Origin of the sequence: Streptomyces microflavus (assembly GCF_014650075.1) — a bacterium.
GTDB lineage: Bacteria > Actinomycetota > Actinomycetes > Streptomycetales > Streptomycetaceae > Streptomyces > Streptomyces microflavus.
The window spans coordinates 430255-456744 of the sequence record NZ_BMUG01000007.1 but is presented as its reverse complement, the minus strand read 5'-3'; the positions used below and the strand labels follow the sequence as shown (position 1 = coordinate 456744).

Sequence of the window (26490 nt, the reverse complement as noted above, 5' to 3'; positions counted from 1 at the left end):
CGTCAACGGTTCCGTCCTCAAACGCCGGACGGGCTGGGAGCGCTCAGGTGCGGGCCCTGTTTCCTGTGCCCGTGCCCTTCAGGGCGTCCAGCGCGTACACGCAGCGGTCCTTGCTGCAGGCGTAGACCACGCCTGCCTGGGCCACGGGTGAGCCCGTGATCTCGCCGCCCGTGGCCAGCTTCCAGCGGAGCTGGCCGCCCGCCGCGTCCAGGGTGTAGAGCACGTGGTCCGCCGAGCCGAAGTGGACCCGGCCGTCCGCCACGACCGGGGAGCCGACCACGTCGCCGCCCGCCGCGAAGCGCCACTTCGGGGTGCCGGTCACCGCGTCCAGGGTGTAGAGCGCGCTGCCGCTGCCCACGTGCACGTTGCCCACCGCGACCAGCACCGGTTCGACGGAGGCGCGCGCCTCCGTGGCGATGCGCCAGCGGTCCTTGCCGGTCGTCGCGTCGAGCGCGTACACCGTGCCGAGGTAGTCCGCGAGGTAGACCCCGCCCCCGGTCACCGCCGGGCCCTGCGCGAACGCGGGTGGGGACAGGAAGACCGCCGGGGACTCGAAGTGCCACCGCACCCGGCCGCTGACGTTCTCCACGGCCAGCACCCGGGTGCCCGCCGCGACGTAGACGTAGCCGTCGGGGGCCGGGGTCACCCGGACCGGGACGCCGCCGCAGGAGGCCGCGTCGCCGATCGGGTACGACCAGCGCTCCAGGCCCGTACGGGCGTCCAGCGCGCGCAGCCGGGCGTCCTGCCAGACGTAGACCGTGCCGTCGTGGATGACGGGCGCGGCCTCCACCGTCTCGAAGTCGCTCTGGACGCCGGTGATCTCCCACAGCTTGTCGCCGTTGGACGCCTCCCACCCCTGGACGCCGCCGCCCCGGGTCGCGGTCAGCACCGTGCCCCGGTCGGCCTTGAGCGCGTACACCCAGGCGTCGGTGCGGACCCGCCACTGCTCGGTCCCGCTCGCCGCGTCCAGGGCGTACAGGGAAGGGCCGTCCGAGGCGTGGATACGGCCGCCCTCGACGGCCATCGCCCAGGCCACGTCCCGGGTCTTGAACTGGCGCCGCCCGTTGCCGACGTCCAGCGCGTGGATCTCGAAGGACGTCACGTACAGCAGGTCACCGGAGACGACGGGCGTCCCCCACACGTCGTTGGACATGCGGAAGCGCCAGGGCCGCCAGCGGTCCGGGGCGGCGGGCGAGGCGTCCGGGGCGGGCCCCGGGGCCGGTACGGGCGCGGTGGACGCCGGGTCCGAGCCGTTCAGCCCGGCCGGCGGGCGGACCCAGCCCGTCGCGGCGGCCGGATGCGCGGCGGCGGCCCCCCGCCCCTCCCCCGCCCGCGGCCCGGGCCCGATCGGCGCCTTCGCACCGGGCAGGTGGACGGGGCCGCCGTCCGGAGAGGGCGCCGGGGACGACACCGGCGCGGGCGAGGAGAGCGGGGAGGGCGAGCGCAGGTCGCCGCCGCTGCGCCAGTCCGGACCGCGGTCCGGAGCACGATCCGGGGCGCGCGGGGGCTGCGGAGGGCGCGGCGGGGGCGCGGAAGGGGCGGCGGGCGGGGCGGTCCGGCCGCCTCCCCTGCGCCGTTCGATCATGGCCGTGGCCAGGGAGGGCAGCCAGGCCGACGCCGTACCGCTGTCGTCGCTGCCGGAGGCGAAGAGGTGCGGGGCGAGCTGGGCCTGGAGGTCGGCGGGGCTGGGCCGCTGGGTGGGGTCCATCTGCATGCAGGACTCGATCAGCGGCCGCAGGTCGTCCGGCAGCCCCTCGGTGTCGGGCCCCTCGCGCAGCAGCATGAAGACCGTCTCGACCGGGTTGGCCCCGTGGAAGGGGGCGTGACCGGTGGCGGCGAAGACAAGGGTGGAGCCCAGCGAGAAGATGTCGCTGGCCCCGGTGACGCTGCGCGAGTCCCGGGCCTGCTCGGGCGACATGTAGGCGGGCGTGCCGACGGCGACGTTCGTCATGGTCAGGCGGGTGTTGGAGACGCCGGAGGCGATGCCGAAGTCGATGACCCGGGGGCCGTCCTCCACGACGAGGACGTTGGACGGCTTCATGTCGCGGTGGACGAGCCCGGCGCCGTGGATGGACTGGAGGGCCTCGGCGATACCGGCGGCCAGCCAGCGCACGGCCTGGGTCGGCATGGGGCCGCACTCGTTCACTATTTCTTCGAGCGAGGGCGCGGGCACATAGGCGGTGGCCAGCCACGGCACGGCGGCGCGGGGGTCGGCGTCGACCACGGCGGCGGTGTAGAACCCGCTGACCGCGCGGGCGGCCTCCACCTCGCGCGTGAAGCGGACCCGGAAGAGCTGGTCCTCGGCGAGCTCGGTCCGTACCGTCTTGATCGCCACCCGCCGGCCCGACGCCGACCGGGCGAGATAGACCAGCCCCATGCCGCCGGCCCCGAGCCGTCCCAGCACCTCGAACGGGCCGATCCGTCTCGGGTCGTGCTGCGTCAGCTGCTCCATCACGTGCCTGCCACCTCCCCGTACGGACCTCAGGAACGAAGCCCGCGAATTACCACCCGTCACCGCCCGGTGCGATTCCCGGCCTGCGCAGCGTCTCACCACTGGGCACCACCTGGCGGTGCGCACCCTGATTCTTCCTGGCTCGGGCGCCGGTTGCGAACCCGGGGGCGGATGTGGGTGTCTCATGTCACTTCGGCCGATTCTCGCCCACACCGGTACGCGGTGGGGTCAGGGAAGCAGCTCGCTCGGCTGGAGCACGGCGAAGAGGGCGCCCTGGTCGTCGTGGAGGACCGCCATCCGCCCGTAGGGGATGTCGAAGGGCGGCGCGGAGACACGGCCGCCGAGCTGTACGGCGAGTTCGGCCGCCGCGTCGCAGTCGGCGACGGCGAAGTAGGTGAGGAAGTAGCTGGGCATCTCGGCGGGGAACGCGTCCGTGATGACGCTGCGCCCGCCGACGGCGCTGTCCGGGCCGGGTTCGGCGCCCTCGGGCGACCACATCCGGAAGTCGACCAGCGCCTCGGCGTCGTCGGAGACGTCGTTGCCCGCCTCGTCCAGGTCGGTGCCCCGGAAGCCGAAGACCTTCTCGTAGAAGGGGTCCACCTCCTGCGGCCGGCGGGTGTGGACCTCGGTCCAGCAGAAGGAGCCGGGCTCGTTCTGCTTCTCGAAGCCTTCCCGCTCCTCCGGCTGCCAGAGGCCGAAGACCGCGCCCCCGGGGTCGGCCGCCTGCGCCACGATCCCGGCCTGCCCCGCCCGTACGGGGTCGGTGATGATCTGGCCGCCGTGTTCGCGGATCGCGGCGACGGTGGCCCGGATGTCGTCGGTGGCGAAATAGACGCCCCAAGCGGTCGGCATCCGCCCGTCCTTCTTGGCGGCGAGCGCGGCGACGAGCCTGCCCCCGCTCAGGGCGTCCGCGAAGGGCATGCCGTCGCCCGCGCGGAAGGTCCAGCCGAAGAGGCCGCCGTAGAAGCGCTTGCCCGCTTCGAGGTCGGAGAGCTGCACGTCCGCCCAGCACGGCGCCGAGTGCGCGAATGCGGCCATGGGGCCCGATCCTTCCGTCGCGGTTCCGTCGCAGTGACGCCCGTCACAGTCAACGTAACGTCGCACCCGGCCAGGCGCGCCTCGGCAGGCTCCGAACGCGCCCATAGGGAACATTTGCTCGGATAGTGAAGGCGTGGTCACCATGTGGACGAAAGTTGTCCACCGAAGTTGTCCACAGGCTGTTGATAACACTTTCGCCCCGGCGACCGTGAACCGGCCGCTGCGGTGGAGGTACGGCCGAAAACAGGCCCCGGGCCCGGTCTCGGCGCGCACCTCCACCGCAGCGGCCGAAAACATTCGCCGCACACCCCCGCACCCCGCCGGTCCTGCGGCGTTCCCCATTTGCAGTCGGCCGAATCGCGCTCCCATCGCCCCTCGGTAAGCTGACGGCATGACAGGACAAGTACGTACCGTCGACGGCCGCGTGGCCGGTCGACGCGGTCAGGCGACGCGGCAGAAGCTGCTCGACTGCCTCAGCGAGATGCTCAGCTCCTCGCCGTACCGGGACGTCAAAGTCATCGACGTCGCCCGGAAGGCCGGGACTTCACCCGCGACTTTCTACCAGTACTTCCCCGACGTAGAGGGCGCCGTCCTCGAAATCGCCGAGGAAGTCGCCAAGGAGGGTGCCGGACTGACCGAACTGGTCGCCGGACGCCCCTGGGTCGGCAAGGCCGGCTGGCAGACGGCCGAGGAACTCGTCGAAGGGTTCCTCGACTTCTGGCGCCGCAACGACGCGATCCTCCGTGTGATCGACCTCGGCGCGGCCGAGGGGGACAAGCGGTTCTACAAGATCCGCATGAAGATCCTGAACTCGGTCACCAACTCCCTCACCGATTCGGTGAAGGAGCTCCAGGCCAAGGGCAGGGTCGACAAGGACATCAGTCCCGCCGCCATGGCGGGTTCCCTGGTCGCGATGCTGGCCGCGGTCGCCTCGCACCAGAAGGGGTTCACCACCTGGGGTGTGAAGCAGGCCGAACTGCGCCCGAACCTGGCGCTGTTGGTACACCTGGGCATCACCGGCAAGAAGCCCACGAAGTAACCCGCGCAGCGGCCCACCCGCACGCCCTACCGGCACGTCCTGTCTCACCGACGGCGGACCACCACGCACCCCTGCCGGTGGTCCGCCGTCGGTGTTCCCGGACCCGACGGAACCGGTGGGCGGCGAACTACCGCCGCTCCAGCCGGAAGAGCCGGATCTGCCGCTCCACCCGCGCCTGGTACGCCGCGTACGGCGGCCAGAACGTCAGCGCCACCCGCCACACCTCCTCGCGCTCCGCCCCCTCCAGCAGCCGCGCGCGCACCGGGATGTCCCGGCCCCGCCAGCTGATGACGGCCTCCTCCGGGCGGGCCAGCAGATTCGCGGTCCACGCCGGATGCCCCGTACGGCCGAAGTTGCTGCCGACGAGGATCCAGGTGCTCTCCGCGTCCCCCTCCGGCATGCAGGCCAGCGGGGTCACCCGCGGCTGCCCGCTGCGCGCCCCCGGCACCGTCAGGACGAGCCCCGGCAGCATCCGGGCGCTGGGCAGTACCTTGCCCCGGGTGAGCCGGTGGACGGTGCGGTCCATGACGGGGACGACGTGCGGGGCGAACTTCGCGAAGGCGCGGGTCGAGGAGACCTTCTGGATGAGCCGGGCGGCCCGGGTACCGGCCATCAGACGGCCACCCCGTGCACAGGACCGTCCGCCGTTACGGCCCCGAACAGCCCGGCCCGCCCCGCCGCGTGGTCGCGCAGCCGGTGTACGGGGCCGAAGAGCAGCTCGTCCGCCGCTGCCCGCTTCACATACAGATGCGCCTCGTGCTCCCAGGTGAAGCCGATACCGCCGTGCAGCTGTACGGCCTCCCCGGCCACGATCCGGGCCGCCTCCAGCGCCTGGGCCAGGGCGAGCGGGCCCGCCGCCGCGTCCCAGGCGGCGTAGTACGCGGCGGAGCGGGCCGCCTCCACCCGTACGTACAGGTCGGCGAGGCGGTGTTTGACCGCCTGGAACGACCCGATGGCCCGGCCGAACTGCTCGCGCTCCTTCACGTACGCCACGGTCCGCTCCAGCGCGCCCGCCGCCGCACCGACCGCCTCGGCCGCCAGGACGGCGGCGGCGCGGCTCCCGGTGTCGGCGAGCGCGCCGCAGACGTCCGTGCCGTCGTCCGCCCCGAGGAGCCGGGCCGCGGCGTCGCGCAGCTCGATACGGGCGAGGGGCCGGGTCTCGTCCATCGAGGTCAGCCGGGTCCGTGCCAGCCCTTCGGCCTCGGCGGACACGAGGAAGAGCAGCGTCCGGCTGCGCGGATAGCCCCCGGTGTGGGCGGCGACCAGGAGGAATCCGGCGCTGTGCCCGTCGAGCACCCGGTCGGCCTCCCCGTAGAGCCGCCAGCCGCCGCCCCCGTCCGGGCGGGCCTGGATGCCGCCCGCCCGGCCGCCGCCCGCCCAGGCGGCCGTGCGGTTGTCGGCGGTGAGACCGAGGGCGGCGGCCATCGACCCGCCGGGTACCGCGAGGGTGGCGGTCAGGGTCCCGTCGGCGATGCGGGGCAGCAGCTCGGCCCGCTGTTCCGGAGTCCCCAGGGCGGCGATGAGGGGTGCGGCGAGTACGGCGGTGGCGAGCAGCGGGGAGGGCAGCAGGGCGCGGCCGGTCTCCTCGCAGGCGAGGGCCAGCTCGGTGGCGGTGCAGCCGGCACCGCCGTACTCCTCCGCGATGGCGAGCCCCGGCAGCCCGAGCTCCTGGGCGAGCCGGTGCCACAGGGCCGGGTCGTGGCCCTCGGCGGTCCGCACGGCGGCGCGGACCTCGCCGGGTCCGGCGTGCTTGGTGAGCAGGTCGCGCAGGGTGCGGCGGATCTCGTCCTGTTCCGCGGTGAAGGCGGCGTCCATGGTCGGGCTCCTTCCCCTCAGGAACCGGCGGCCCCTGATCTGACGAGCCGTCATATTAGGTGCGGAGGACGGCGATTCCCAGACTCCCGCACAGGTGCAGGGGTGCGGAAGTCACGCGCACCGCACGGTTGCACCCTCCCCCATCTGATGTACCGTCAGATTCATGCCTGCCTCCCGCCTCTCCCGCAGGGTCGCTGTCGTCGGCATCTCCCTCGCGGACTGCGGACGCGTCGACGACGCCACCCCGTACGCCCTGCACGCCCAGGCGGCCCGCCGCGCACTCGCCGACTCCGGCCTGGACCGCTCGGTGATCGACGGCTTCGCCTCCGCCGGGCTCGGGACCCTGGCCCCGGTGGAGGTCGCGGAGTACCTGGGGCTGCGGCCCACCTGGGTCGACTCCACGGCGGTGGGCGGCGCCACCTGGGAGGTGATGGCGGCCCACGCGGCGGACGCGATCGCGGCGGGCCGGGCGCGGGCGGTTCTCCTGGTCTACGGGTCGACGGCGCGGGCCGACATCAAGGCGGGCCGGCGCACGTCGAACCTGTCGTTCGGGGCGCGGGGGCCGTTGCAGTTCGAGGTTCCGTACGGGCACTCGCTGATCGCCAAGTACGCGATGGCCGCCCGCCGCCACATGCACGAGTACGGCACGACGTTGGAGCAGCTGGCCGAGGTGGCGGTGACGGCCCGGGCGAACGCGGCGGCGAACCCGGAGGCGATGTTCCGGGACCCGATCACGGTCGACGACGTCCTCTCCGGGCCGATGATCGCGGACCCCTTCACCAAGCTGCACTGCTGCATCCGCAGCGACGGGGGGTGCGCGGTGCTGCTGGCGGCCGAGGAGTACGTACCGGACACGGCGAAGGCCCCCGTCTGGATCCTGGGCACCGGGGAGCACGCCTCCCACTCCACGATGTCGGAGTGGGAGGACTTCACGGTCTCCCCCGCCGCCGTCTCGGGCCGCCTGGCCTTCGAACGGGCCGGGGTGCGCCCCTGCGACATCGACCTGGCGGAGATCTACGACGCGTTCACGTACATGACGCTGGTGACGCTGGAGGACCTGGGCTTCTGCGCGAAGGGGGAGGGCGGCGCCTTCGTGGAGAAGGGCCGCACGGGCCTGCGCGGCGAGCTCCCGGTGAACACGGACGGCGGCGGCCTCTCGGCCTGCCACCCCGGGATGCGCGGCCTGTTCCTGCTGGTGGAGGCGGTACGCCAGCTACGCGGCGAGGCCGGCGCCCGCCAGGTCCACAAGGCGGGCGGCCGCCTCCCGGAACTGGCGGTGGCCTCGGGGACGGGCGGCTGGTTCTGCTCGTCGGGGACGGTGGTGCTGGGGCGGGGGTGAGGGGGCGGGGGTGAGGGTGAGGGGGTGAGGGTGAGGGGGTGAGGGATGCCTGCACCGCAGGACCGGCTCCCGCCCCGACTGGCTCCCCGCAACCGGAAACAGGTGGAATGGGCCCCATGAGCGAAGCCGCCGCACCCACCCCGCGCCCCTTCTCCGCCCTCCTGCACGCCCAGCGCGTCTGGGACAGCGAGCTGCCGTCCTTCGACCCGGCGACCGCCCCGCCCTCCCCCCTCCCCCTCTTCCACGGCTGGTTCGCGGACGCCGTGGCCGCCGGGCAGCAGGAGCCGCACGCGATGACGCTGGCCACGGCCGACGCCGAGGGCCTCCCCGACGTACGCACCCTGCTCCTGCACGACGCGGACGAGCGGGGCTTCCACTTCGCCTCGCACGCCACCAGCGCCAAGGGCCACCAGCTGGCCGCCCGCCCGTACGCCGCGCTCGGCTTCTACTGGCCCGCGCTGGGACGGCAGGTACGGGTCCGGGGCCCCGTCGTCCGCTGCACCCCGGCCGAGAGCCACGCCGACCTGCACGCCCGGTCCACCGGGGCCCTCGCCGCCGCCCTGACCGGGGCCCAGAGCGCGGTCGTGGAGTCGGTGGCCGCCCTCCACCGGGCGGCGGACGCGGCCTGGGAGCGGGCCCAGGCAGAACCGGACGCCGAGGCTCCGACCTGGACCCGGTACGTGGTTGAGCCGGCCGAGGCCGAGTTCTTCCAGGGCGACGCCCGGCGCCGCCACATCCGGCTGCGCTACCGCCGCACGGACGACGGCACCTGGACCCGCGAGCTGCTCTGGCCCTGACCCCACCCCCCGCGGCCGCCTTGACCCGGTTCCAACAGGAAGGGGGCACTATGGGAGGAAGGAGAGCCGCTGGGAGGTACCGATGGCACGAGCCCGTTCCCGCTACGCCCCCGACCGGGGCCTGACCGGCCGCATGGTCACCACCATGTTCCTGATCGGTCTGCTGTACGTCGTCTTCGTGGGCGTGCTCCTCGCGGCCCTGCGCGGCTCCTGGCCGATCATCCTGATCATCACGGGCGGCCTGTTCATCGCCCAGTTCTGGTTCAGCGACCGCATCGCCGCCTACGGGATGGGCGCCCGCGAGGTCACCCCCGAACAGGCCCCCGAGCTGCACGGCACCATCGACCGCATCTGCGCGCTCGCCGACATGCCGAAGCCCAAGGTGGCCATCGCCGAGAGTGACGTACCGAACGCGTTCGCCACCGGCCGCAGCGAGAAGACCGCCCTGGTCTGCGCCACGACGGGCCTGCTCCGCAGACTGGAGCCGGAGGAGCTGGAGGGCGTTCTCGCCCACGAGATGTCCCACGTGGCGCACCGGGACGTCGCCGTCATGACGATCGCCTCGTTCCTCGGCGTCCTGGCGGGCATCATCACCCGCATCGCCCTGTGGGGCGGCTTCGCCCGCAGCCGGCCGGGCAACGATCCGGCGGGGATCCTGCTCCTCCTCATCCCGCTGATCAGCGCCGTCGTGTACGCGATCAGCTTCCTGCTGACCCGGCTGCTCTCCCGCTACCGCGAGCTCTCCGCCGACCGCGCCGCTGCCCTGCTCACCGGGCGCCCCTCCGCCCTCGCCTCGGCGCTGACGAAGGTCAGCGGGCAGATGGCCCGCATCCCGACCGAGGACCTGCGCAAGGCGGAGCCGTACAACGCGTTCTACTTCATGCCCGCGTTCTCCGCGAAGGAGTCCCTGGGCCGGCTGTTCTCCTCGCACCCGACGCTGGAGCAGCGCCTGGACCAGCTGTCGCGCATCTCCACCGACCTGTCCCGCTGAGCGATCCGAAGGAGTTACGTCCGTGGGCCTGCTCGACGCCATCCTCGGCCGCAGCAAACCCGTCCGCCCCGACCTCGACCAGCTCTTCGCCGTCCCCTCGGCCGCCCTCACCCTCCAGGCCGCCACCGGTTTCACCCCGACCGGCCTGGGCTCGGTCTGCTTCGCCGGGGTGGAGGGCGGCGGTTTCGCCCGCCTCCAGGAGGACGTACGGGAGCTGCTCGACGCGGACACGGAGCGCGGCGGCATCCCGGTGGAGTTCAGCCGGGACGCGTACGGCTACACCTGGCTGCTCGCCAGCCACCCGGCCGACGACACGGCGGGCCTGGTCAACGACCTGCACGCCGTGAACACCCTGCTCCAGGACGGCGGCTTCGGCCCGCACCTGCTGTGCTCGCTGATCGGCTTCCGGGACCCGCAGGCCGCCGAGGGCCGGTCGCTGGCGCTGGTCTACCTCTACAAGCGCGGCACGTTCTACCCGTTCGCCCCGCTGCCCGGCGGCGCCGAGAAGCGGGACAACCAGTTGGAGCTCCAGGTGCGGGGCGCCCTCGGCGACGACCTCCGGGTGGAGAAGGACCTGTCCCGGTGGTTCCCGGTGTGGGGGGCGCCGGGGCTGTGATCAGGGCGACGGGCGGAAGACCGCCACGGCCTCCCCGCTCTCCTCCCCACACCGGAACGTGACCGTCAGCCCCATCCCGATCCGGAGGCCGGCGTGCGCGCACTCCACGACCTCCGTCATCATCCGAGGCCCCTCGGCCAGGTCGACGACAGCGGCCACGTAAGGGACGCGGCCTCCGAAAGGCGGCAGGTCGTTGCGGTGGACGACGGACCAGGTGTAGAGGGTGGCGTGCCCGCTCGCGTGCTCCCACTCCACGTCCTCGCTCCAGCAGTACGGGCAGAACTCGCGCGGGTAGTGATGGGCCCGGCCGCACCCGGCGCAGCGGCGGATCAGGAGCCGTCCCTCCCCCGCCGCGTCCCAGTACGGGCGGGTGAAGGCGTCCGGCTCGGGGAGGTCGAAGCGCGGGGACGCCGCGCGTTCCGGGCTCACGGGAACAGCCCGGAAGGCGCCGTGCGCCCTTTCGGCGTTCCCGGGCTCACAGGAACAGTCCGAACGCCGCGTCCAGCGACCACGTCTGCCACGCCATCGCGAACAGGGCCACCAGCGAGATCAGCGCCATCATCGCGTTCTGCCCCTGCTCGGCCCAGTCGTGGATCATCAGGACCAGGTAGAGCAGGTTGAGGAGGAGGCCGGCGACCAGCGCGATCGGGGTCAGGAAGCCCGTCACCAGGCCCAGTCCCAGGGCAAGTTCGGCGTAGACGACCACGTACGCGATCAGCTTCGGGCGCGGTTCGACGACCCGCCGGAAGCCGGTGCGGACCACACCCCACCGGTGCTTGCCCGCCACGTCCGCCGCCCAGGCGATGCCCGTACCGCGCTCGAACCAGCCCTTCTTGTCCTTGTGCCGCCAGCTCTCCAGCCACCACAGGCCGAGGCCGATCCGCAGGACGGCGAGCCATTCCGCACCACTGAGCCAGATCGTCCGCATGGGGCAGCTCCTCCGGTCGCCGCGTATCTGACGGTACGTCAGTTCAGCGGATGCGGGCCGCCCCGCGCAAGGGGTCTGCACGGACCGGCGCGCCTCCTAGCGCCGCTGCCTGCACCCCAGCAGCCATGCCAGGTAGACCCCGCCCAGCGCACCGGTCACCACACCCACCGGAAGCGGTCCCGCCGTCGGCAGCGTGATGGCCACCAGGTCGGAGGCCGAAAGCAGCAGGGCCCCCATCGCGGCGGCGGGCAGCATCCCCGTTCCCGTACCGCGGCTGAGGCGGCGGGCCAGTTGGGGTGCGCAGAGGGCCACGAACACGATCGGTCCGGCGACCGAGACCGCCACCGCGCTCAGCCCGACCGCGACGAGGAGGACGAGCACCCGGGTCCGGCCCGCGTCGACGCCCAGGCCGCCCGCCGCCTCGTCGCCCATCTCCAGCAGGTCCAGGCGGCGGACCGTGGGAAGGGCGAGCAGCAGGAGGGCCACCAGCGCGATGAGGGCGGGGAGGATCTGGTGGCGTTCGGTGGAGCCGAGGCTGCCGATCAGCCAGAGCTGCGCCGACTGGGCGTGGTCCAGGGCGGCCCGGGTGAGCAGGTACGCGTTGACCGAGGCCAGCAGCGAGCCGACCGCGATCCCGGCGAGGATCAGCCGGTTGCCCCGGAACGAGCCCCGCCGGGCGAGGAGTTGGACGATGACCGCTGTCGCCAGGCCGCCGCCCGCCGCGCCGGCCGCCACGTACGCCGGGTCGCCGTGCAGCAGGACCAGCAACGCACCCGTCGCCGCACCGGAGTTGAAGCCCACGATGTCCGGGCTGCCGAGCGGGTTGCGGGAGAGCTGCTGGAACAGCGCCCCGGCCGCTCCGAGCGCCGCGCCGACGACGAGGCCGAGCGCCACCCGGGGCAGCCGCAGTTCCAGGACCACGAACGCGGCCTGCTCCGAGCCCGCGCCGAACAGCGCGCCCAGCACCTCGGCGGGCGGTACGAGTCCGTCCCGGGTCAGCGCGAGCGCGCCGCTGCCCGCCGCGAGGAGGGCCAGGAGGAGGGTGACGGCGAGGGGGCGGGGGCGGATGCGGAGGGAGAGGCCGCCGAGGGCCCGGCCTCGTACCACCGCGGTTCGGGTCAGCGCGCTCACGCCGTCGCCTCCGCCTTCCGGGACGCGGAGGCGGACCGGCGGTTCAGCCGCGTACGGCCGATCAGCCAGATCAGTACGGGCGCGCCCACGAACGCCGTGACGATGCCCACCTGGATCTCCGCCGGGCGCGCGATCACCCGGCCCACGATGTCCGCGACGAGCAGCAGACCCGCGCCGATGAGGACCGCGTACGGCATCAGGCGGCGGTGGTCGGGGCCGGTGAGCAGGCGGGCCACGTGCGGGGCGACCAGGCCGATGAAGCCGACCGGGCCGATGGCGGCGGTGGCCGCGCCGCTGAGCAGCACCGTGGCGAGCGTCCCGAGCAGGCGTACGCGTCCGGGGGCGACGCCCAGCGCCCGCCCCGCCTCGTCGCCGAGGGCGAACGCGTTGAGGGCGGGAGCGACGGTGAGCGCCAGCACCGCGCCGACCAGGAGGAACGGCAACACTTCCCACAGCACCGGGAGTTCGCGTCCGGCGAGGGTGCCGACCGACCAGATGCGCAGGGTCCCGTACGCGTCCGCGTCCAGCACCCCCAGCCCGCTGACCACCGCCCCCAGCACAGCGGTGACGGCCACCCCCGCGAGCACGAGCCCTTCGGGGGTGCCGCGACCCGAGCCCCGGCCGCCGAGCAGATACACGGCCACCACCGCGACGGCCGCCCCGAGCAGCGCCCACCAGACGACGGCCTGGAGCGAGCGCGTACCGAGCAGGACGGTCGCGGCGACCACCGCGCAGGCGGCCCCGGTGTTGACGCCGAGGATGCCGGGGTCGGCCAGGGGGTTGCGGGACATCCCCTGCATCACCGCCCCCGCCAGGCCCAGCGCCGCCCCGGCCGTGACGGCGAGGAGCGTGCGCACCACCCGGACCTCCCGGACCAGGGAGGCGTGCGGGGCGTCCGGGTCGAACAGCGCGGCCAGTACCTCGGCCGGGGGCACGGGCTGCGCGCCCACGGCGAGGCCGCCGGCCACGGCGAGGGCCAGGAGGACCAGCCCCGCCGTGAGCCCGGCGGCGTACCGTACGCGTACGGCGGGTTTCTTACCGGTCACCGTCAGCCGAAGGCCTTCTCGATCTTGTCGATCAGGTTGCCCGCGCTGTAGTAGTCCAGCCGGAACGTGTCCAGGCCGAGGTCGTACACCCGCTTGTCCTTGACGGCGGCCAGGTCCTTCCAGACCGGGCGCGCGGTGGCGGCGGTGATCTCCTCGGGGGTGTGGCTGACGAAGAGGAGCGAGCTGTCCTTCGCGGTGTCGGCGACCTTCTCCTGGCTGAACTCCGCGAAGTCCGAACGGCCGCCCTGCGTCTGGCCCTTGTCTGCGGGCGGTTCGAGGACCGTGAAGCCGAGCGAGGTGAGCAGCCGGCCCTGGGCGGACTCGGGGGTGAAGACGGTCATCGCGGACTGGTTGTCGCGGACCAGGGCGGCGGACTGCTTCGGCACGGTGATGGCGGCCTTGACCTCGCCGACCCGCTTCTCATGGGCGGCGACGACCTCGCCCGCGCGCTTCTCCAGGCCGAGGTCCTTGCCGAGGCGGGTGGTCAGGTCCTGCCAGGAGACGTCGTCGTGGCGGTAGAGGAGGGTGGGGGCGACGACGGAGAGCTTGTCGTAGAACTTCTCGGCGTTCTCCGCGCCGGAGGAGGCGCCGATGATGAGGTCCGGCTTCAGCGCGAGGACCTTCTCCACGTCGGGCTCGAAGCCCTGGTAGGCGACCTTGACGCTGTTCTTGGCCGCGGCGTCGGACCACTGCGTGAAGAAGCCCTGCTTGTCGGTGATGACCGAGGGCGGGGTGGCCTGGGAGGCGATGACCGGGGCGTCGAGGGCCAGCAGGTGACCAGTCATCGTGACGCTGACCGAGACGATGCGCTTCGGCTGGGCGGGCACCTTCTCGGCGGTTCCGGCGTCGTGCTCGACCGAGCGGGTGGCGGCGGCCGCCTTGTCGTTCTTGCCGTTCGCGCTGCCCTTGTCGGCCGTGTCGCCGCCACCGCAGGCGGTGAGCGCGAGGAGTCCGGCGGCGAGGACCGCCGCGCTCCTGACTCCGGCCCGGAGCCCGGAGAATCCGCCGCGACCAGTCGCAGCCCGGTCCAACTGTCTGCCGTTCATATCCGTCGTCCCACCCCTTCGACCGCCGGGCGGGCGCACGGCACTGCACCGCGCGAAGACCCCCCGATGGTCACCTCACATCAACCGAAGCAAGGTTAGCCTTACCTTAGACGGGAAGCGGGGTGCGAACAGTACGCAACCGTCCCATCACGCCCCCCGTGATCAATTCGCAATCGATTCCCACCTTGACCGAGACCCATCAACAGAGCGGGCGATTACGCTCCGAACCATGCCCAACAGCCCGTCCCCCACAGGCAGTACCGACGCCGTCGCCCTCACCGACCGCACGGACGACCGGCCCGTCTACGTCATCGGCGGCGGCCCCGGAGGCCTCGCCACCGCCGCCGCGCTCCGCGCCCGGGGCGTACGGGCGGTGGTCCTGGAGAAGTCGGACCGGGTCGGCGCCTCCTGGCGCGGCCACTACGACCGGCTGCACCTGCACACCACGCGCCGCTGGTCGGCGCTGCCGGGGCTGAAGATGCCGCGCAGGTTCGGGCGGTGGGTGGGCCGGGACGACGTGGTGCGGTACCTGGAGAAGTACACCGAGCACCACGAGCTGGAAGTGGTGACGGGCGTCGAGGTGAACCGGATCGACCCGGCCCCCGACGGCTCCGGCGACTGGCAGCTCACCGCCACCGGCGGCCGGGTCCTGCGGGGCCGCGCGGTCGTCGTCGCCACGGGCTTCAACCACACCCCGCGCATCCCGGACTGGCCGGGGCGCGACACGTTCACCGGTGAGCTGCTGCACGCGGCGGAGTACCGCAACCCGGCCCCGTACGCCGACAAGGACGTCCTGGTGGTCGGCATCGGCAACACGGGGGCGGAGATCGCGGCGGACCTGGCGGAGGGCGGGGCCTCCCGGGTACGGATCGCGGTGCGCACCGCCCCGCACATCGTGCGCCGCTCCACGGCGGGCTGGCCCGCCCAGGCGACCGGCATCCTGGTCCGCCGGCTGCCGGTGCGGCTCGTGGACCGGGCGGGGGCCGTCATGGCCCGGATCGCCGTACCCGACCTGGCCGCCCAGGGGCTGCCGCGTCCGGAGGCGGGCCTGTACTCCCGGGTCCGGGAGGGGGCGATCCCGGTCCAGGACGTGGGGTTGATCGACGCGGTGAAGGCCGGCCGGGTGACCCCGGTGGCGACCGTAGCCTCCTTCGACAAGGACGCGGTGGTCCTGGCCGACGGCACCCGCCTCACCCCGGACGCCGTGATCGCGGCGACCGGCTACACCCGCGCCCTGGAGCCGCTGCTCGGCCACCTGGACGTGCTGGACGCGCGGGGCCGCCCGGTCACCCACGGCGGCCGCACCCCGAAGCAGGCCCCGGGCCTCTACTTCACCGGCTTCACCAACCCGATCAGCGGGATGCTCCGCGAACTGGCCCTGGACGCCGGGAAGATCGCCAAGAAGGTGGCGCGGTCCCACTGAGGCCGCGCCCGGAGGAGGCAGAGGTGTTGCAGCCGCCACGGATGATCCGCCGGGACGACATCCGGCCGCGGGTGGACCACCGGACGGTCCAGGTGGGCACGATGTGGTTCGACGAGCCGCCGGCCGACGACGAGCGGATCCAGGTCCCCGGGGCCGGGCTGTACCTCTCCACCGTCTGGACCGACCACCACCCGCTCGTACGGCTGGAGTCGTGGTCCGGCGAGCCGCCGGAGCCGGAGGAGGGCCTCTGGACCTACCGGCGCGAGTTCCGTGCCGCGCTGGAGGAGCGCCTGGCCGTCCTGGACCTCTTCGGCTTCTTCAACGAGTCCGCGCCCGTCACGCCCGGCCCGTACCGCTTCCGTCTCCTGCACCGGAGCCGCGAGCTCGACCCCGACGAGGACGACAAGTTCCCCGAGCCGGCTCCGCGTGAAGTCCCGCTGGAGGTCTGGCTGTTCCAGCTCTGGCCGGAGCACTGAGCCCCGGCCCACCCCGCGTGGATCACACCCGGGTGGATCACACCCGCGTGGACCACGCCTGCGTAGATCACTCCTGCGTAGATCGAGGCCACGCAGGAGTGACTACGGCGACATGATGACAACTGTGTGATTAATGCACTGAGTTGTGGCACAGGTGTTCACAGGGGGGCACGTAGATCGCTAACTTCCCCTCATCTTGTCCGTACCGGGAAGGACTTCTGTGAGCGCCTCCGTTCGAAGATCCGTCGCTGCCCTGGCAGCCACCGCACTGGTGGCCCCTCTTCTGCTGGCCTCGGCATCGCCCGCCTCCGCCCACAAGGACAGGGCGGGCCAGGACGCCGCCGCCCTCTCGAAGGCGCTGGTGCGTGACGCGTCCGCCAAGGACGCCCGCAAGCACCTCGTGGCCTTACAGGCGATAGCCCAGGCGACGGGCGGTCACCGTGTCGCCGGATCACTGGGGCACGAGATCTCCGCCGCCTATGTGCAGACACTGCTGAAGGCGGCCGGGTACCGCGTCTCGTCCCAGAAGTTCGACTTCATCTACACCGAGACGCTGGCCGAGAAGCTCTCCGCCGTCTCCCCCACACCGTTCGACGCCGAGATCAAGGCGCTCACCTACACCAAGTCGACGCCGGTCGGCGGCATCACGGCCGAGCTGGCCGCCCCGCCGGTCGACGAGGACGGCACCACCGGCTGCGAACCGGGCGACTACGCGGCGGGCGCCTTCACCGGCAAAATCGCGCTGATCAAGCGCGGCGGCTGCACCTTCGACGCCAAACAGGAGCAGGCCGCGGCGGCGGGCGCGGCCGGGGCCATCATCTACAACAACATCGACGCCGGGTACGGTCCGCTGTCCGGCACCCTCGGCGACCCGGCCACCGTGAAGATCCCCACCGCCGGGCTCTCCAAGCCGGACGGGGACAGGCTCGCCGCCGACCTCGCCAACGGCCCGGTGACCATCTCCTTCGAGGTCCGCCAGCTCCAGGAGACCCGCACCACGCGGAACGTCATCGCCGAGACGCGGGGCGGCGACGCCGCCAGCACCGTGGCGCTCGGGGCCCACCTGGACTCGGTGAAGGCCGGTCCGGGCATCAACGACAACGGATCGGGCGCGGCCGGCCTGCTGGACGTCGCTCTGAAGCTGGCCAAGAAGGAGAAGCAGCCGCGCAACAAGGTGCGGTTCGCCTGGTGGTCGGCGGCGGAGAGCGGCCTGTTCGGCTCCGCGCACTACGTCGAGAGCCTGACGCCCGCGGAGCGGCAGAAGATCAAGCTCTATCTGAACTTCGAGAACCTCGCCTCGCCCAACTACGGCCTGTTCGTCTTCGACGGCGACAACTCCGACGGCCTCAACTTCCCCGAAGGCCCTACGGGTTCGGCCCAGCTCGAACGTGACATCACCACGTTCCTGGGCGACCGGGGGCTCCCGACCGCCGGAACGCCCTTCATCGGCCGCTCGGACTACCACCCCTTCGTTCTGGCGGGGATCCCCTCCGGCGGTACGTTCTCCGGCATGGAGGCGCTGAAGACGCCGGCCGAGGCGGCGAAATGGGGCGGCCAGGCGGGGGTCGCGTTCGACGTGAACTACCACGCGGCCGGGGACACGCTCAGGAATATCAACACGAAGGCGTTCGACATCAACATCGACGTCATCGCCAACGCTGTGGGCACGTACGCCCACGACCTGGGCTCCCTGAAGAACCCGCCGACCGCCGCCGGACGGCAGGCGCCGCTGTCGTACGTGGCGGATGCGGACGCGACGACGGGTACGAGCACGAGGTGACCCAGTAGTACGGCCTCGGGACACCGACCCCTGAAGTCCCGGTCCTCCGGACCCCCGGCCCCCCGACCGGGGGTCCGGAGGCCGGGGGTCCGGGGATCCGGGGGTCCGGGGGTCCGGGCGTCCGGAGGCGGCTCCCCCCTACGCCCACACGCCCCGCGTCGCAACGCCCCGCGCCCACGGTTCCAGGTCGGCCGGGGCCCGCCCCAGGATCCGGCGGACGTCGTCGGTGACCTCGGCGGTGTAACCCGCCCGGTGCAGGGCGAACATGGCGCCCAGCCCGTCGGCCGCCGCCTCCGGCCACCCCTCGGCGAGGAGTTCGGCGCGGTACGCGGCCGGGGTGAGCTCCTCGTAACGGATCGGGCGGCCCGCCGCCCCCGCGATGGTGCGGGTGGCCTCGGCGAAGGTGAGCGCGCGGGGGCCCGACAGCTCGTACGTGCGGCCCGCGTGGCGGTCGCCGTCCTCGGTGAGGACCGCCGCCGCGACCTCCGCCACATCACCGGCGTCGATGAACGGTTCCGGCATGTCCCCGATCGGCAGGCCCAGCCGGCCGGCCCGGAGCGGGGCCAGCCACAGGTCCTCGTCGAAGTTCTGGAAGAAGTTGTTGGGGCGCAGGAGCGTCCACTCGGCCCCGGACTCCTGGACCGCGGCCTCAGCGGCCGCCATGCCCTGGCCGAACCCCTTCTCCCCCGCCTTCTCGATGCCGCGGCCGGAGAGCGCCACGAAGCGGCGTACGCCGAGTGCTGCGGCCTGCCGCACGAACTCCCGTACGGGGGACGGGTCGTCGGGCGCCACGAGGTAGAGCGCGTCGGCTCCCGCGAGGGCGGGCTCCCAGGTGTCGGGGAGCGTCCAGTCGAACCGGACCTCGCCGGAGCGGGAGGCCCCCCGGACCGTGGCCGTCCCGGAGGCGCGCAGGTGGTCCACGACCCGGCGCCCGGTCTTGCCGGTGGCCCCGAGGACGAGGACGGTGGACGGGGTGCGGTGCGTGCCGGTCTTCGCTGTCATGGGGCAAGTCCATCGTGCGGGGGCCACCCGAACCATGGGCGTCCGTCCGCAGTGCATAGGTGAACGTCCGGGACGCCCGGATTCTCTGCCTATCGTGGCGCCATGGACGTGTTCGACGAACTGTTGCGTGGCGTGCGGGGCAAGGGTGCGGTGTTCGGGCGGTCGGTGCTGTGGCCACCGTGGTCCCTGCGCTTCACGGACGGGGCCTACCTGACGCTGTGCCTGCCGATGCGGGGTGCCGGGTGGATCGTGCCGGAGGGCGGGGAGCCGCGGCGGCTGGCTTTCGGGGAGGCCGCGATCGTACGGGGGCCGGCGCCGTTCACCTTCACCGACGACCCGGCGAACAGCGCGGGTACGACGGTGCCGGGGACCGCCCCCGGCGTACGGGAGGTGCGCTGGGGCGACGACCTGGCACCCCCCGACGGCCACGGTTCCGAACTCGCCGGACCCACCGTGCTGTTGGCCGCCGCCTACGACGTACAGGCGGAGGTTCCCCTGCGGCTGCTCCGGGCCCTCCCGCCGGTCCTCGTCGTGCCCGACGAGGACGACTGCGGTCCGCTGCGCGACTACCTGGTCGCCCAGATCGGCGGCGCGCGGCCCGGGCACCAGATCGTGCTCGACCGGCTGCTGGACTGGATGCTCGTGTGCACCCTGCGGGACTGGTTCGACCGGCCGGAGGCCGAGCCGCCGGGGTGGTACGGCGCCCTCGGCGACGAGGTCGCGGGCCCCGCGCTGCGGGCGATGCACGAGGACCCGGCCCACCCCTGGACGACGGCGGAGCTGGCGGCCCGGGCGGGGGTGTCGCGCACCACCCTGGCGAAACGGTTCACGGAGCTGGTCGGGGACGGCCCGGTGGCGTACCTGACCGAGTGGCGCATGACCCTCGCCGCCGACCTGCTGACCCGCCCGGAGCTGACGGTGGCGGCGGTGGCCCGGCGGGTCGGCTACGCGGACGCGTTCGGCTTCAGCGCGGCGTTCAAACGGCTCCGGGGCGAGAGCCCGAGCTCGTACCGGCAGGGAGGCCTTCGCACCTCCTTGACGTCAACTTAACTTGAGGTTCTACGTTGGATTCATCAGCGGACAACCCCGAGGACGAGGCAGCGCTCATGACGGACCATCAGTTCACCTACGCCGAACTCGCCGCCCAGCCCGCCGCCTACTGGACCGGCCTGGCCTACGAGGCGCTCATCGGGTTCACCCGGGACCGGCAGGCCGAACGCGGCTTCACCCAGCCCCAGTTCTGGCTGCTGCGCAATCTGTCGAGGAACGACCTCTCTCCCGATGGCGACGGCATGACCGTCCCCGAGCTCCAGCGCGCCATGCGCAGCTACATCCGGCCCGAGGACGACCTGACCGCCGAGTCGGAGGTACTGGTGGAGCGCGGATGGCTCACCCGGGACGGTGACGGGCGGCTGTGGATCACCGAGGCGGGCGAGGAGGCGCGGGTGGGGCTCAAGCGGCACGCCCCGGCCATCCGTGAGCGCATCCACCGGGGCATCGACGACGCCGATTACGTCACCGCCCTCCGGGTGCTCCAGCAGATGATCCGCAACACCGGCGACGCCCCGGACTAGCCGCCCGCCCCCTTGACCCCAGGCCCCCTCAGCCCCCGGCCCCCTCAGCCCCAGGCCCCCTCGGCCGCCGCGTCCCTGAAGACGTCGGCGATGTCGCGCGGGGGGCGGCCCAGGGCGCGGTGGACGCCGTCCTTCAGCGGGGCCTCCCGGCTCGTGCGGATCGGCTCCAGGGCGGCCATCCAGAGCGAGGCCTCCACCTCCGACATCCCGTGCGCGATGAGGCCCTCCTGGTACACGGCCTCCTCGACCGGGGCGTAGGAGGCGCGTACGCCGGTCACCTTCGCGACCTCGTCCAGGACGTCGGCGACGCCCAGCGCGCGGGGACCCGACAACTCGTACACCTCGCTGTCGTGGCCGTCCTCGGTGAGCGCCGCCACCGCCACCGCCGCGATGTCGTCCGTGTCGATGTACGCGGCTTCGCCGTCCCCGACGGGCAGGGTCAGCTCCCCGGCGCGTACGCCGTCGAGGAAGACGCCCTCGCTGAAGTTCTGGGCGAACCAGCCGGGCCGCAGGATCGTCCAGGCCAGGCCGGAGGAGCGCACGGCCTCCTCGCCGTGGAGATGCGGGCCCCCGTCCTCGTAGACGCCGGGGCCGAAGTAGCCCGGTACGTTCACGCCCCGGGCCGAGAGCAGCACCAGCCGCCGCACTCCGGCCGCGACCGCCTGCTCGACGAAGGCGGGCGTCGGGGAGGGCACGGTGTCCAGCGGGACGATGTAGACGGCGGCGGCCCCCTCCAGGGCGGGCGCCCAGGTGGCCGGGTCCTCCCAGTCGAACCGGGTCTCCCCGGACCGGGAGGCCGCCCGGGTCTCCACCCCCAGCTCACGGAGGCGGGCCACCACCCTGCGGCCGGTCTTGCCGGTGGAGCCGGTCACCAGGACGGGGAAAGGTGCGGGCGTTGCGTCTGCTGTCTGTGTCATGGCTCAAGCGTCGCCCGGCCCCCCGCGCCCCGCCATGGCTCAGCGTCCGGGAGGGATGTCCGCCTGTCCGGTCCCCAGGAGGGCAGGGGCGGGGTCCCTGTCCCTGGAGGGGGGCACACGGATGAGGCCCGGATCCAGGGGATCCGGGCCTCATCCTTCAGTAGCGGGGACAGGATTTGAACCTGCGACCTCTGGGTTATGAGCCCAGCGAGCTACCGAGCTGCTCCACCCCGCGTCGGTAAACCCGACTCTACGCCACTTCGCGCCGCCCCATGACCACCCCGGGCGGCCAACCGTGACCCCGCCGCCCGGCACCCGGGCGGCCACCGCGACCCCGGCACCCGGGGCCGCCCGGAGCCTTTGCCTGCACGACCATTCCTGACGGGCCGTCAGTTCAGTAACCTGACAGGGCGTCAGCCAATTGCGCCTGCCCCCCACACGGACCCCGGGCCGGCGGACCATCGAGCAGGAGTGGCGGAACGATGCTTGGATCGACTCACGGCACCCTCACCACCGACTTCCGCGCCCGGGTGGTGGCCTGCGGCGAGGAGCCGCACGCCTCCGTCGTCAGCCTGCCCACCGCCACCCGGCAGGGCGGGCTCGATGTCAGCGGGCGGCCGCTGCACCTGGCCGTGCCCGACCTGGACCGCTTCTTCCGGCCGCGCTCCGTGGCCGTCGTCGGCGCCTCCGACACCGAAGGACGCCCCAACACCGGCATCACCCGGCAGCTCATCGCCTGGGCCGAGCGCGTCGGGGCGCGGCTGCACCCGGTGCACCCGACCCGGGAGACCGTGTTCGGGCGGCCCTGCGTCCCCTCCGTGGCCGAGCTGCCCGAGCCCGTCGACCTCGCGGTCCTGCTGGTCGCCGACCCGCTCCCGGTGATCGAGGAGCTGGCGGAGGCCAAGGTCCCCTTCGCCGTGGCCTTCGCCTCCGGGTTCGCCGAGACCGGGGAGGCGGGGGCGGTGGCACAGGCCCGGCTGGCGGCCGCCGTGGAACGCTCCGGGCTGCGGCTGCTGGGGCCGAACACCAACCTGAACGCCTTCGAGGAGTTCCGGGACGACCTGGAGGGCCCCGCCATCGCCCTCATCACCCAGTCCGGGCACCAGGGCCGGCCGCTGCACTCCCTCCAGGAGCTGGGCATCCGGCTCTCGCACTGGGCGCCCACGGGCAACGAGGCCGATCTGGAGACCGCCGACTTCATCGCGTACTTCGCCCAGCGCCCCGAGGTGGGGGCCATCGCCTGTTACGTGGAGGGGCTCAAGGACGGCCGTTCCTTCCTGCTCGCCGCCGACCGGGCCGCCCGGGCAGGGGTGCCGGTGGTCGCGGTGAAGGTGGGGCGTACGGAGGCCGGGGCCGAGGCCGCCGCCTCGCACACCGGGAAGCTGACCGGGGCCGATCAGGTGGTGGACGCGGCGATGCGCCAGTTCGGGGTGGTCCGGGTGGACGGCCTCGACGAACTCCAGGACACCGCCGCCCTGTTGGCCCGCGCCCGGCCGCCCCGCGCGGAGGGCGTCGCCGTGTACTCCATCTCCGGCGGCACCGGCGCCCACTTCGCGGACCTGGCGACGGTGGCCGGGCTCACCCTGCCCGTCCTCTCCGCCGCCAAGCAGGACGAGCTGCACACCTGGATACCCGGCTACCTCAACGTCGCCAACCCCATCGACAACGGCGGCCACCCGGTCGGCGACCACCGCGGCCGGAAGATCATCGACGCGATCCTCGCCGACCCGTCCGTCGGGGTCCTGATCTGTCCGATCACCGGCCCGTTCCCGCCCATGAGCGACCGCCTCGCCCAGGACCTGGTGGACGCGGCCGAGGCCACCGACAAGCTGGTCTGCGTGGTCTGGGGCTCCCCGGTGGGCACCGAGGACGCCTACCGCACCACGCTCCTCGGCTCCTCCCGCGTCGCCACCTTCCGTACGTTCTCCAACTGCATCACCGCCGTGAAGGCCCACCTGGACCACCACCGCTTCGCCACCGGCTACCGCTCCCCCTTCGACGAGGCCCCGCGCACCCCCTCCCCCTCCTTCCGCAAGGCGCAGGGCCTGATGCGGCCGGGCCGGCAGCTCAGCGAGCACGCGGCGAAGCAACTGCTGCGCGCGTACGGGATCCGGGTGCCGCGCGAGCAGCTGGTGACCAGCGCGGCGGGCGCCGTCCGGGCGGCCGGTCCGGTCGGCTACCCCGTCGTGATGAAGGCCTCCGGGCCCCACCTCGCCCACAAGACGGAGCTGGGCCTGGTCAAGGTCGGTCTCACCTCCGCCAGTCAAGTGCGGGATGCCTACCGGGAACTGACCGACATAGCCCGCTTCGAATCCGTCGACCTGGACGGCATCCTCGTCTGCCAGATGATCGACCGGGGCGTCGAGATGATGGTCGGCGTCACCCACGACGCCCTCTTCGGGCCGACCGTCACGGTCGGGCTCGGCGGGGTCCTGGTGGAGGTGCTGCACGACACGGCGGTACGGGTGCCGCCCTTCGGCGAGAAGGACGCCCGGGACATGCTCGGCGAGCTCCGCGGCCGGGCCCTGCTCCAGGGCGTGCGCGGCGGGGCGCCGGTCGATGTGGACGCCCTCGTGGAGGTGGTGCTGCGGGTCCAGCGGATGGCCCTGGAGCTCGGCGACGACCTGACCGAGCTGGACATCAACCCGCTGGTGGTGCTGGGGCGCGGACAGGGCGCGGTGGCACTGGACGCGCTGGCGGTGTGCCGGTGAGCCGGGATACGGAGGGCGGTACGGCGGTGAACCGGGATACGGAGGGCGGTACGGCGGTGAACCGCGAGCCCGAGAGCCTTACGGCGGTGAACCGCGAACCGAAAGCCCCCGCCCCCGCCCCCGTCGAGTCCACCGTCCTCCACCGCACCACCACCGCCGGCGTCTCCTGGATCACCCTCAACCGGCCCGAGGCCATGAACGCCGTCACCTGGGAGCAGCGCGAACGTGTCATCGCCCTGCTGGCCGACGCGTCCGCCGACCCCGCCGTACGGGCCGTCGTGCTCACCGCCACCGGCCGCGGCTTCTGCGCGGGCGCCGATCTGCGCGGCGCCCCCGCGCAGCCCCGCGAACGGCTCCCCGGGGACGTCGCCCGGACCATCCGGCTCGGCGCGCAGCGGCTCATCGCCGCCGTACTGGACTGCGAGAAGCCGGTGATCGCCGCCGTCAACGGGACCGCCGCCGGGATCGGCGCGCATCTGGCGTTCGCCTGCGATCTGGTCCTGGCGGCCGACACGGCGAAGTTCATCGAGGTCTTCGTCCGCCGCGGGCTCGTCCCGGACGGCGGCGGCGCCTATCTGCTGCCCCGGCTCATCGGCCCGCAGCGCGCGAAGGAGCTGATGTTCTTCGGGGACGCCCTCACGGCGGCGGACGCGGAACGGATCGGGCTGGTCAACCGCACAGCTCCGGCGGCTGAGTTGGGCGCCCTCGCCGCCGAGTGGGCCGGGCGGCTGGCCTGCGGGCCGACCCGGGCCATCGCCCTGACCAAGCAACTCGTGAACGACTCACTCACCAGCGACCGGGCGACGGCCTTCGCGGCGGAGGCGGCCGCCCAGGAGATCAACATGACCACCCGGGACGCCAACGAGGGGGTCGCCTCCTTCGTCGAGCGGCGCACACCGGAGTACCGCGGGCACTAGGGAGTGGGTTCGGCCAACACCCTCCGGTAGGCGGCGAGTCGGGAGGTGCGACCGATGGTCAGGGCGCCGACCAGCCGGCCGCCCAGGTGGTAGCTGACCTCCAGCCGCCGGGCGTCCCGGTCGCACTCGTGGACCTTCACCGTGTCCGCCAGGCCCGGGAGGCCCACCGAGCGGAGCCGGACGCCGTGGAAGTCGGACCAGAAGGACGGCACCTCCTCGAAGACCGGGGCCGCCTCGCCCAGCAGCAGCGTACGGGCGGCCGCCGTGCCCTGCTCCACCGCGCCGGACCAGTGGCCCGGGGGAGGCGCGTCGCCGCCCGCCAGGGGCTGCGGGACCCGGGCCGCGTCGCCCGCCGCGACCACGCCGGGCACGGCCGTACCGTCCGGGAACAGGGCCCGCAGCCGGTTGTCGCAGGGCACCCCGCCGGTCGCCTCGATCCCCGATCCGGCCAGCCATCCGGTGGCCGGGACCGCGCCCAGGGCCAGTACGGCGACATCGGCCGCGACGGTCCGCCCGTCGGCCAGCCGGGCGCCCGTGAGCGCGCCGTCCGGGCCGGTGCGGAACGCGGTGACCGTGGTGCCGGTGCGCAGGTCGATGCCCGCCTCCCGGTGGAGCATCCCCACGAACGCGCCCGCCTCCGCGCCCACCGCCCGCTCCAGCGGTACGGCCCCGGCTTCCACGAGCGTGACATCGAGCCCGAGCGCCCGGCCCGCCGCGGCGATCTCCCCGCCGAGGAACCCGGCGCCGACCACGAGCAGCCTCCGCCCGGCGGCCAGCGCGGCCCGCAGCGCCACCGCGTCGTCCCGGTCGCGCAGGGTGAACACGCCCTGCCCCGGGCCGGGTTCGCCGGGCACCGCGCCGGACCGGGCGGCGGCTCCGGTGGCGATCAGCAGCCCGTCGTAGGGCAGCCGGGTGCCGTCGGCGAGGGTGACGATCCGGCTGTACGGGTCGAGCCGGACCGCGGCCCGCCCCAGCAGCCAGCGGGCCCGGAGGTCGTCGGGGACCGGCAGCCTGGTCTCGGCCGGGTCGGCGGCCGTCAGGAACTTCTTGGAGAGCGGCGGACGGTCGTACGGGGTGTACTGCTCCGCCCCGACGAGGGTCAGGTGTCCGCCGAACCCCTCGGCCCGCAGGGTCGCGGCGGCCCGCAGCCCCGCCAGCGAGGCCCCGACGATCACCACCTCGCGCGGATGGCCGGCGGCGCTCACGGGGCGGCGGCCACGGTGATGGCGCGGACCGGGCAGGAGGCGGCGGCCTTCTCGGCCGCACCGCGCAGTCCGTCGTCCGGCGCGGGTTCGTACAGGAGGTAGTCGTCGTCGTCGAACGAGAAGATCCCGGGGGCGGCGAAGACGCAACTTCCGTGGCTCTCGCAGAGATCCAGGTCCACGGTGATCTGCATGGTGACTCCGTATCGGGTGCGGGTGCGGGTGCGGTGTCAGTGGCACGGTGGGGTGG

At 73.4% G+C, this 26490-nt stretch carries 25 protein-coding genes and 1 tRNA gene; 12 read left to right on the top strand and 14 right to left on the bottom strand.

The window, feature by feature from the left end; all coding sequences use genetic code 11:
• Window positions 1-43: 43 nt before the first annotated feature.
• Both afsK and IE264_RS22560 read right to left on the bottom strand, forming a co-directional pair.
• Window positions 44-2452, bottom strand: coding sequence for a protein serine/threonine kinase AfsK (gene afsK / locus IE264_RS22565; protein ID WP_032760062.1), 2409 nt, complete (start codon window positions 2450-2452; stop codon window positions 44-46).
• Between the two features lie 228 nt (window positions 2453-2680).
• A complete protein-coding gene (locus IE264_RS22560; RefSeq protein ID WP_032760064.1) occupies window positions 2681-3490 on the bottom strand; it encodes a VOC family protein in 810 nt (269 codons plus the stop codon).
• Between the two features lie 391 nt (window positions 3491-3881).
• On the opposite strand from IE264_RS22560, the gene IE264_RS22555 reads away from it, so the two are divergent.
• On the top strand, window positions 3882-4529 hold the full coding sequence (locus IE264_RS22555; protein WP_015610578.1) for a TetR family transcriptional regulator: 648 nt from the start codon (window positions 3882-3884) through the stop codon (window positions 4527-4529).
• Window positions 4530-4656: 127 nt separating this feature from the next.
• Here IE264_RS22555 and IE264_RS22550 read toward each other — a convergent pair whose 3' ends face one another.
• Both IE264_RS22550 and IE264_RS22545 read right to left on the bottom strand, forming a co-directional pair.
• Entirely contained in the window at window positions 4657-5142 is a 486-nt protein-coding gene (locus tag IE264_RS22550; RefSeq protein WP_032760065.1) for a nitroreductase family deazaflavin-dependent oxidoreductase, read from the bottom strand.
• Window positions 5142-6344, bottom strand: coding sequence for an acyl-CoA dehydrogenase family protein (locus tag IE264_RS22545; RefSeq protein WP_032760066.1), 1203 nt, complete (start codon window positions 6342-6344; stop codon window positions 5142-5144). The genes IE264_RS22550 and IE264_RS22545 overlap by 1 nt, the downstream gene beginning before the upstream one ends.
• Window positions 6345-6507: 163 nt before the next feature.
• On the opposite strand from IE264_RS22545, the gene IE264_RS22540 reads away from it, so the two are divergent.
• From IE264_RS22540 to pspAB, 4 genes are all read left to right on the top strand, one after another.
• A complete protein-coding gene (locus IE264_RS22540; protein WP_015610575.1) occupies window positions 6508-7683 on the top strand; it encodes a thiolase C-terminal domain-containing protein in 1176 nt (391 codons plus the stop codon).
• A gap of 116 nt (window positions 7684-7799) precedes the next feature.
• A complete protein-coding gene (locus tag IE264_RS22535; protein ID WP_032759413.1) occupies window positions 7800-8480 on the top strand; it encodes a pyridoxine/pyridoxamine 5'-phosphate oxidase in 681 nt (226 codons plus the stop codon).
• Window positions 8481-8562: 82 nt separating this feature from the next.
• Window positions 8563-9471 (top strand): zinc metalloprotease HtpX, encoded by a 909-nt coding sequence (gene htpX / locus IE264_RS22530; protein WP_015610573.1) that lies wholly within the window; start codon window positions 8563-8565, stop codon window positions 9469-9471.
• A gap of 22 nt (window positions 9472-9493) precedes the next feature.
• Window positions 9494-10087 (top strand): PspA-associated protein PspAB, encoded by a 594-nt coding sequence (gene pspAB, locus IE264_RS22525; protein WP_031125993.1) that lies wholly within the window; start codon window positions 9494-9496, stop codon window positions 10085-10087.
• Here pspAB and IE264_RS22520 read toward each other — a convergent pair whose 3' ends face one another.
• From IE264_RS22520 to fepB, 5 genes are all read right to left on the bottom strand, one after another.
• Window positions 10088-10516 carry a Zn-ribbon domain-containing OB-fold protein gene (locus IE264_RS22520; RefSeq protein ID WP_032759412.1) on the bottom strand — a complete coding sequence of 143 codons (429 nt, stop codon included), beginning with the start codon at window positions 10514-10516 and terminating at the stop codon, window positions 10088-10090. It abuts the gene before it with no gap.
• A gap of 46 nt (window positions 10517-10562) precedes the next feature.
• Window positions 10563-11015: a hypothetical protein gene (locus IE264_RS22515; protein WP_032759411.1), complete on the bottom strand. Its 453-nt coding sequence runs from the start codon at window positions 11013-11015 to the stop codon at window positions 10563-10565.
• Window positions 11016-11111: 96 nt separating this feature from the next.
• On the bottom strand, window positions 11112-12146 hold the full coding sequence (locus IE264_RS22510; protein ID WP_032759410.1) for a FecCD family ABC transporter permease: 1035 nt from the start codon (window positions 12144-12146) through the stop codon (window positions 11112-11114).
• Entirely contained in the window at window positions 12143-13192 is a 1050-nt protein-coding gene (locus tag IE264_RS22505; protein ID WP_032759409.1) for a FecCD family ABC transporter permease, read from the bottom strand. The genes IE264_RS22510 and IE264_RS22505 overlap by 4 nt, the downstream gene beginning before the upstream one ends.
• 2 nt (window positions 13193-13194) lie before the next feature.
• A complete protein-coding gene (fepB, locus tag IE264_RS22500) occupies window positions 13195-14238 on the bottom strand; it encodes a Fe2+-enterobactin ABC transporter substrate-binding protein (RefSeq protein ID WP_032759408.1) in 1044 nt (347 codons plus the stop codon).
• A gap of 229 nt (window positions 14239-14467) precedes the next feature.
• Between fepB and IE264_RS22495 the strand changes: the two genes are divergently transcribed.
• From IE264_RS22495 to IE264_RS22485, 3 genes are all read left to right on the top strand, one after another.
• The gene (locus IE264_RS22495) at window positions 14468-15661 is read left to right on the top strand and encodes a flavin-containing monooxygenase (protein ID WP_032759407.1); all 1194 of its coding nucleotides are present in this window, start codon (window positions 14468-14470) and stop codon (window positions 15659-15661) included.
• Between the two features lie 23 nt (window positions 15662-15684).
• A complete protein-coding gene (locus IE264_RS22490) occupies window positions 15685-16137 on the top strand; it encodes a hypothetical protein (RefSeq protein WP_158706567.1) in 453 nt (150 codons plus the stop codon).
• A 220-nt stretch (window positions 16138-16357) separates the two neighbouring features.
• On the top strand, window positions 16358-17917 hold the full coding sequence (locus IE264_RS22485) for a M28 family peptidase (RefSeq protein ID WP_106973137.1): 1560 nt from the start codon (window positions 16358-16360) through the stop codon (window positions 17915-17917).
• 138 nt (window positions 17918-18055) lie between these two features.
• Here the strand turns inward: IE264_RS22485 and IE264_RS22480 are convergent, their stop codons facing one another.
• Window positions 18056-18919, bottom strand: coding sequence for an NAD(P)H-binding protein (locus IE264_RS22480; RefSeq protein ID WP_032759405.1), 864 nt, complete (start codon window positions 18917-18919; stop codon window positions 18056-18058).
• 102 nt (window positions 18920-19021) lie between these two features.
• On the opposite strand from IE264_RS22480, the gene IE264_RS22475 reads away from it, so the two are divergent.
• Entirely contained in the window at window positions 19022-19969 is a 948-nt protein-coding gene (locus tag IE264_RS22475; protein ID WP_032759404.1) for an AraC family transcriptional regulator, read from the top strand.
• 56 nt (window positions 19970-20025) lie between these two features.
• The gene (locus tag IE264_RS22470; protein ID WP_032759403.1) at window positions 20026-20493 is read left to right on the top strand and encodes a winged helix DNA-binding protein; all 468 of its coding nucleotides are present in this window, start codon (window positions 20026-20028) and stop codon (window positions 20491-20493) included.
• 44 nt (window positions 20494-20537) lie between these two features.
• On the opposite strand, the gene IE264_RS22465 is transcribed toward IE264_RS22470, so the two are convergent.
• The gene (locus IE264_RS22465; protein WP_051821980.1) at window positions 20538-21410 is read right to left on the bottom strand and encodes an NAD(P)H-binding protein; all 873 of its coding nucleotides are present in this window, start codon (window positions 21408-21410) and stop codon (window positions 20538-20540) included.
• A gap of 161 nt (window positions 21411-21571) precedes the next feature.
• Window positions 21572-21645 (bottom strand) — tRNA-Met (locus IE264_RS22460).
• A 247-nt stretch (window positions 21646-21892) separates the two neighbouring features.
• Here IE264_RS22460 and IE264_RS22455 point away from each other — a divergent pair.
• Window positions 21893-24121 carry an acetate--CoA ligase family protein gene (locus IE264_RS22455; RefSeq protein WP_032759401.1) on the top strand — a complete coding sequence of 743 codons (2229 nt, stop codon included), beginning with the start codon at window positions 21893-21895 and terminating at the stop codon, window positions 24119-24121.
• A gap of 86 nt (window positions 24122-24207) precedes the next feature.
• Entirely contained in the window at window positions 24208-25038 is an 831-nt protein-coding gene (locus tag IE264_RS22450; protein WP_032759440.1) for an enoyl-CoA hydratase/isomerase family protein, read from the top strand.
• Here the strand turns inward: IE264_RS22450 and IE264_RS22445 are convergent.
• Both IE264_RS22445 and IE264_RS22440 read right to left on the bottom strand, forming a co-directional pair.
• Window positions 25035-26243, bottom strand: a complete 1209-nt coding sequence (locus IE264_RS22445) for an NAD(P)/FAD-dependent oxidoreductase (RefSeq protein ID WP_063605785.1) — start codon at window positions 26241-26243, stop codon at window positions 25035-25037. The genes IE264_RS22450 and IE264_RS22445 overlap by 4 nt on opposite strands.
• Complete coding sequence (locus IE264_RS22440; RefSeq protein WP_015610556.1) at window positions 26240-26434, bottom strand: ferredoxin; 195 nt, start codon at window positions 26432-26434, stop codon at window positions 26240-26242. Before IE264_RS22440 ends, IE264_RS22445 begins: the two co-directional genes overlap by 4 nt.
• Window positions 26435-26490: the final 56 nt, after the last annotated feature.

What these genes read in the sequence shown, in the direction of transcription:
- IE264_RS22555 (WP_015610578.1), top strand. Translation starts at nt 3,882, where the DNA reads ATGACAGGACAAGTACGTACCGTCGACGGCCGCGTGGCCGGTCGACGC.
- IE264_RS22560 (WP_032760064.1), bottom strand. Translation starts at nt 3,490, where the DNA reads ATGGCCGCATTCGCGCACTCGGCGCCGTGCTGGGCGGACGTGCAGCTC.
- IE264_RS22545 (WP_032760066.1), bottom strand. Translation starts at nt 6,344, where the DNA reads ATGGACGCCGCCTTCACCGCGGAACAGGACGAGATCCGCCGCACCCTG.
- afsK (WP_032760062.1), bottom strand. Translation starts at nt 2,452, where the DNA reads ATGGAGCAGCTGACGCAGCACGACCCGAGACGGATCGGCCCGTTCGAG.
- IE264_RS22455 (WP_032759401.1), top strand. Translation starts at nt 21,893, where the DNA reads ATGCTTGGATCGACTCACGGCACCCTCACCACCGACTTCCGCGCCCGG.
- IE264_RS22495 (WP_032759407.1), top strand. Translation starts at nt 14,468, where the DNA reads ATGCCCAACAGCCCGTCCCCCACAGGCAGTACCGACGCCGTCGCCCTC.
- IE264_RS22550 (WP_032760065.1), bottom strand. Translation starts at nt 5,142, where the DNA reads ATGGCCGGTACCCGGGCCGCCCGGCTCATCCAGAAGGTCTCCTCGACC.
- IE264_RS22540 (WP_015610575.1), top strand. Translation starts at nt 6,508, where the DNA reads ATGCCTGCCTCCCGCCTCTCCCGCAGGGTCGCTGTCGTCGGCATCTCC.
- IE264_RS22535 (WP_032759413.1), top strand. Translation starts at nt 7,800, where the DNA reads ATGAGCGAAGCCGCCGCACCCACCCCGCGCCCCTTCTCCGCCCTCCTG.
- IE264_RS22515 (WP_032759411.1), bottom strand. Translation starts at nt 11,015, where the DNA reads ATGCGGACGATCTGGCTCAGTGGTGCGGAATGGCTCGCCGTCCTGCGG.
- IE264_RS22440 (WP_015610556.1), bottom strand. Translation starts at nt 26,434, where the DNA reads ATGCAGATCACCGTGGACCTGGATCTCTGCGAGAGCCACGGAAGTTGC.
- htpX (WP_015610573.1), top strand. Translation starts at nt 8,563, where the DNA reads ATGGCACGAGCCCGTTCCCGCTACGCCCCCGACCGGGGCCTGACCGGC.
- IE264_RS22465 (WP_051821980.1), bottom strand. Translation starts at nt 21,410, where the DNA reads ATGACACAGACAGCAGACGCAACGCCCGCACCTTTCCCCGTCCTGGTG.
- fepB (WP_032759408.1), bottom strand. Translation starts at nt 14,238, where the DNA reads ATGAACGGCAGACAGTTGGACCGGGCTGCGACTGGTCGCGGCGGATTC.
- IE264_RS22475 (WP_032759404.1), top strand. Translation starts at nt 19,022, where the DNA reads ATGGACGTGTTCGACGAACTGTTGCGTGGCGTGCGGGGCAAGGGTGCG.
- IE264_RS22470 (WP_032759403.1), top strand. Translation starts at nt 20,026, where the DNA reads ATGACGGACCATCAGTTCACCTACGCCGAACTCGCCGCCCAGCCCGCC.
- IE264_RS22480 (WP_032759405.1), bottom strand. Translation starts at nt 18,919, where the DNA reads ATGACAGCGAAGACCGGCACGCACCGCACCCCGTCCACCGTCCTCGTC.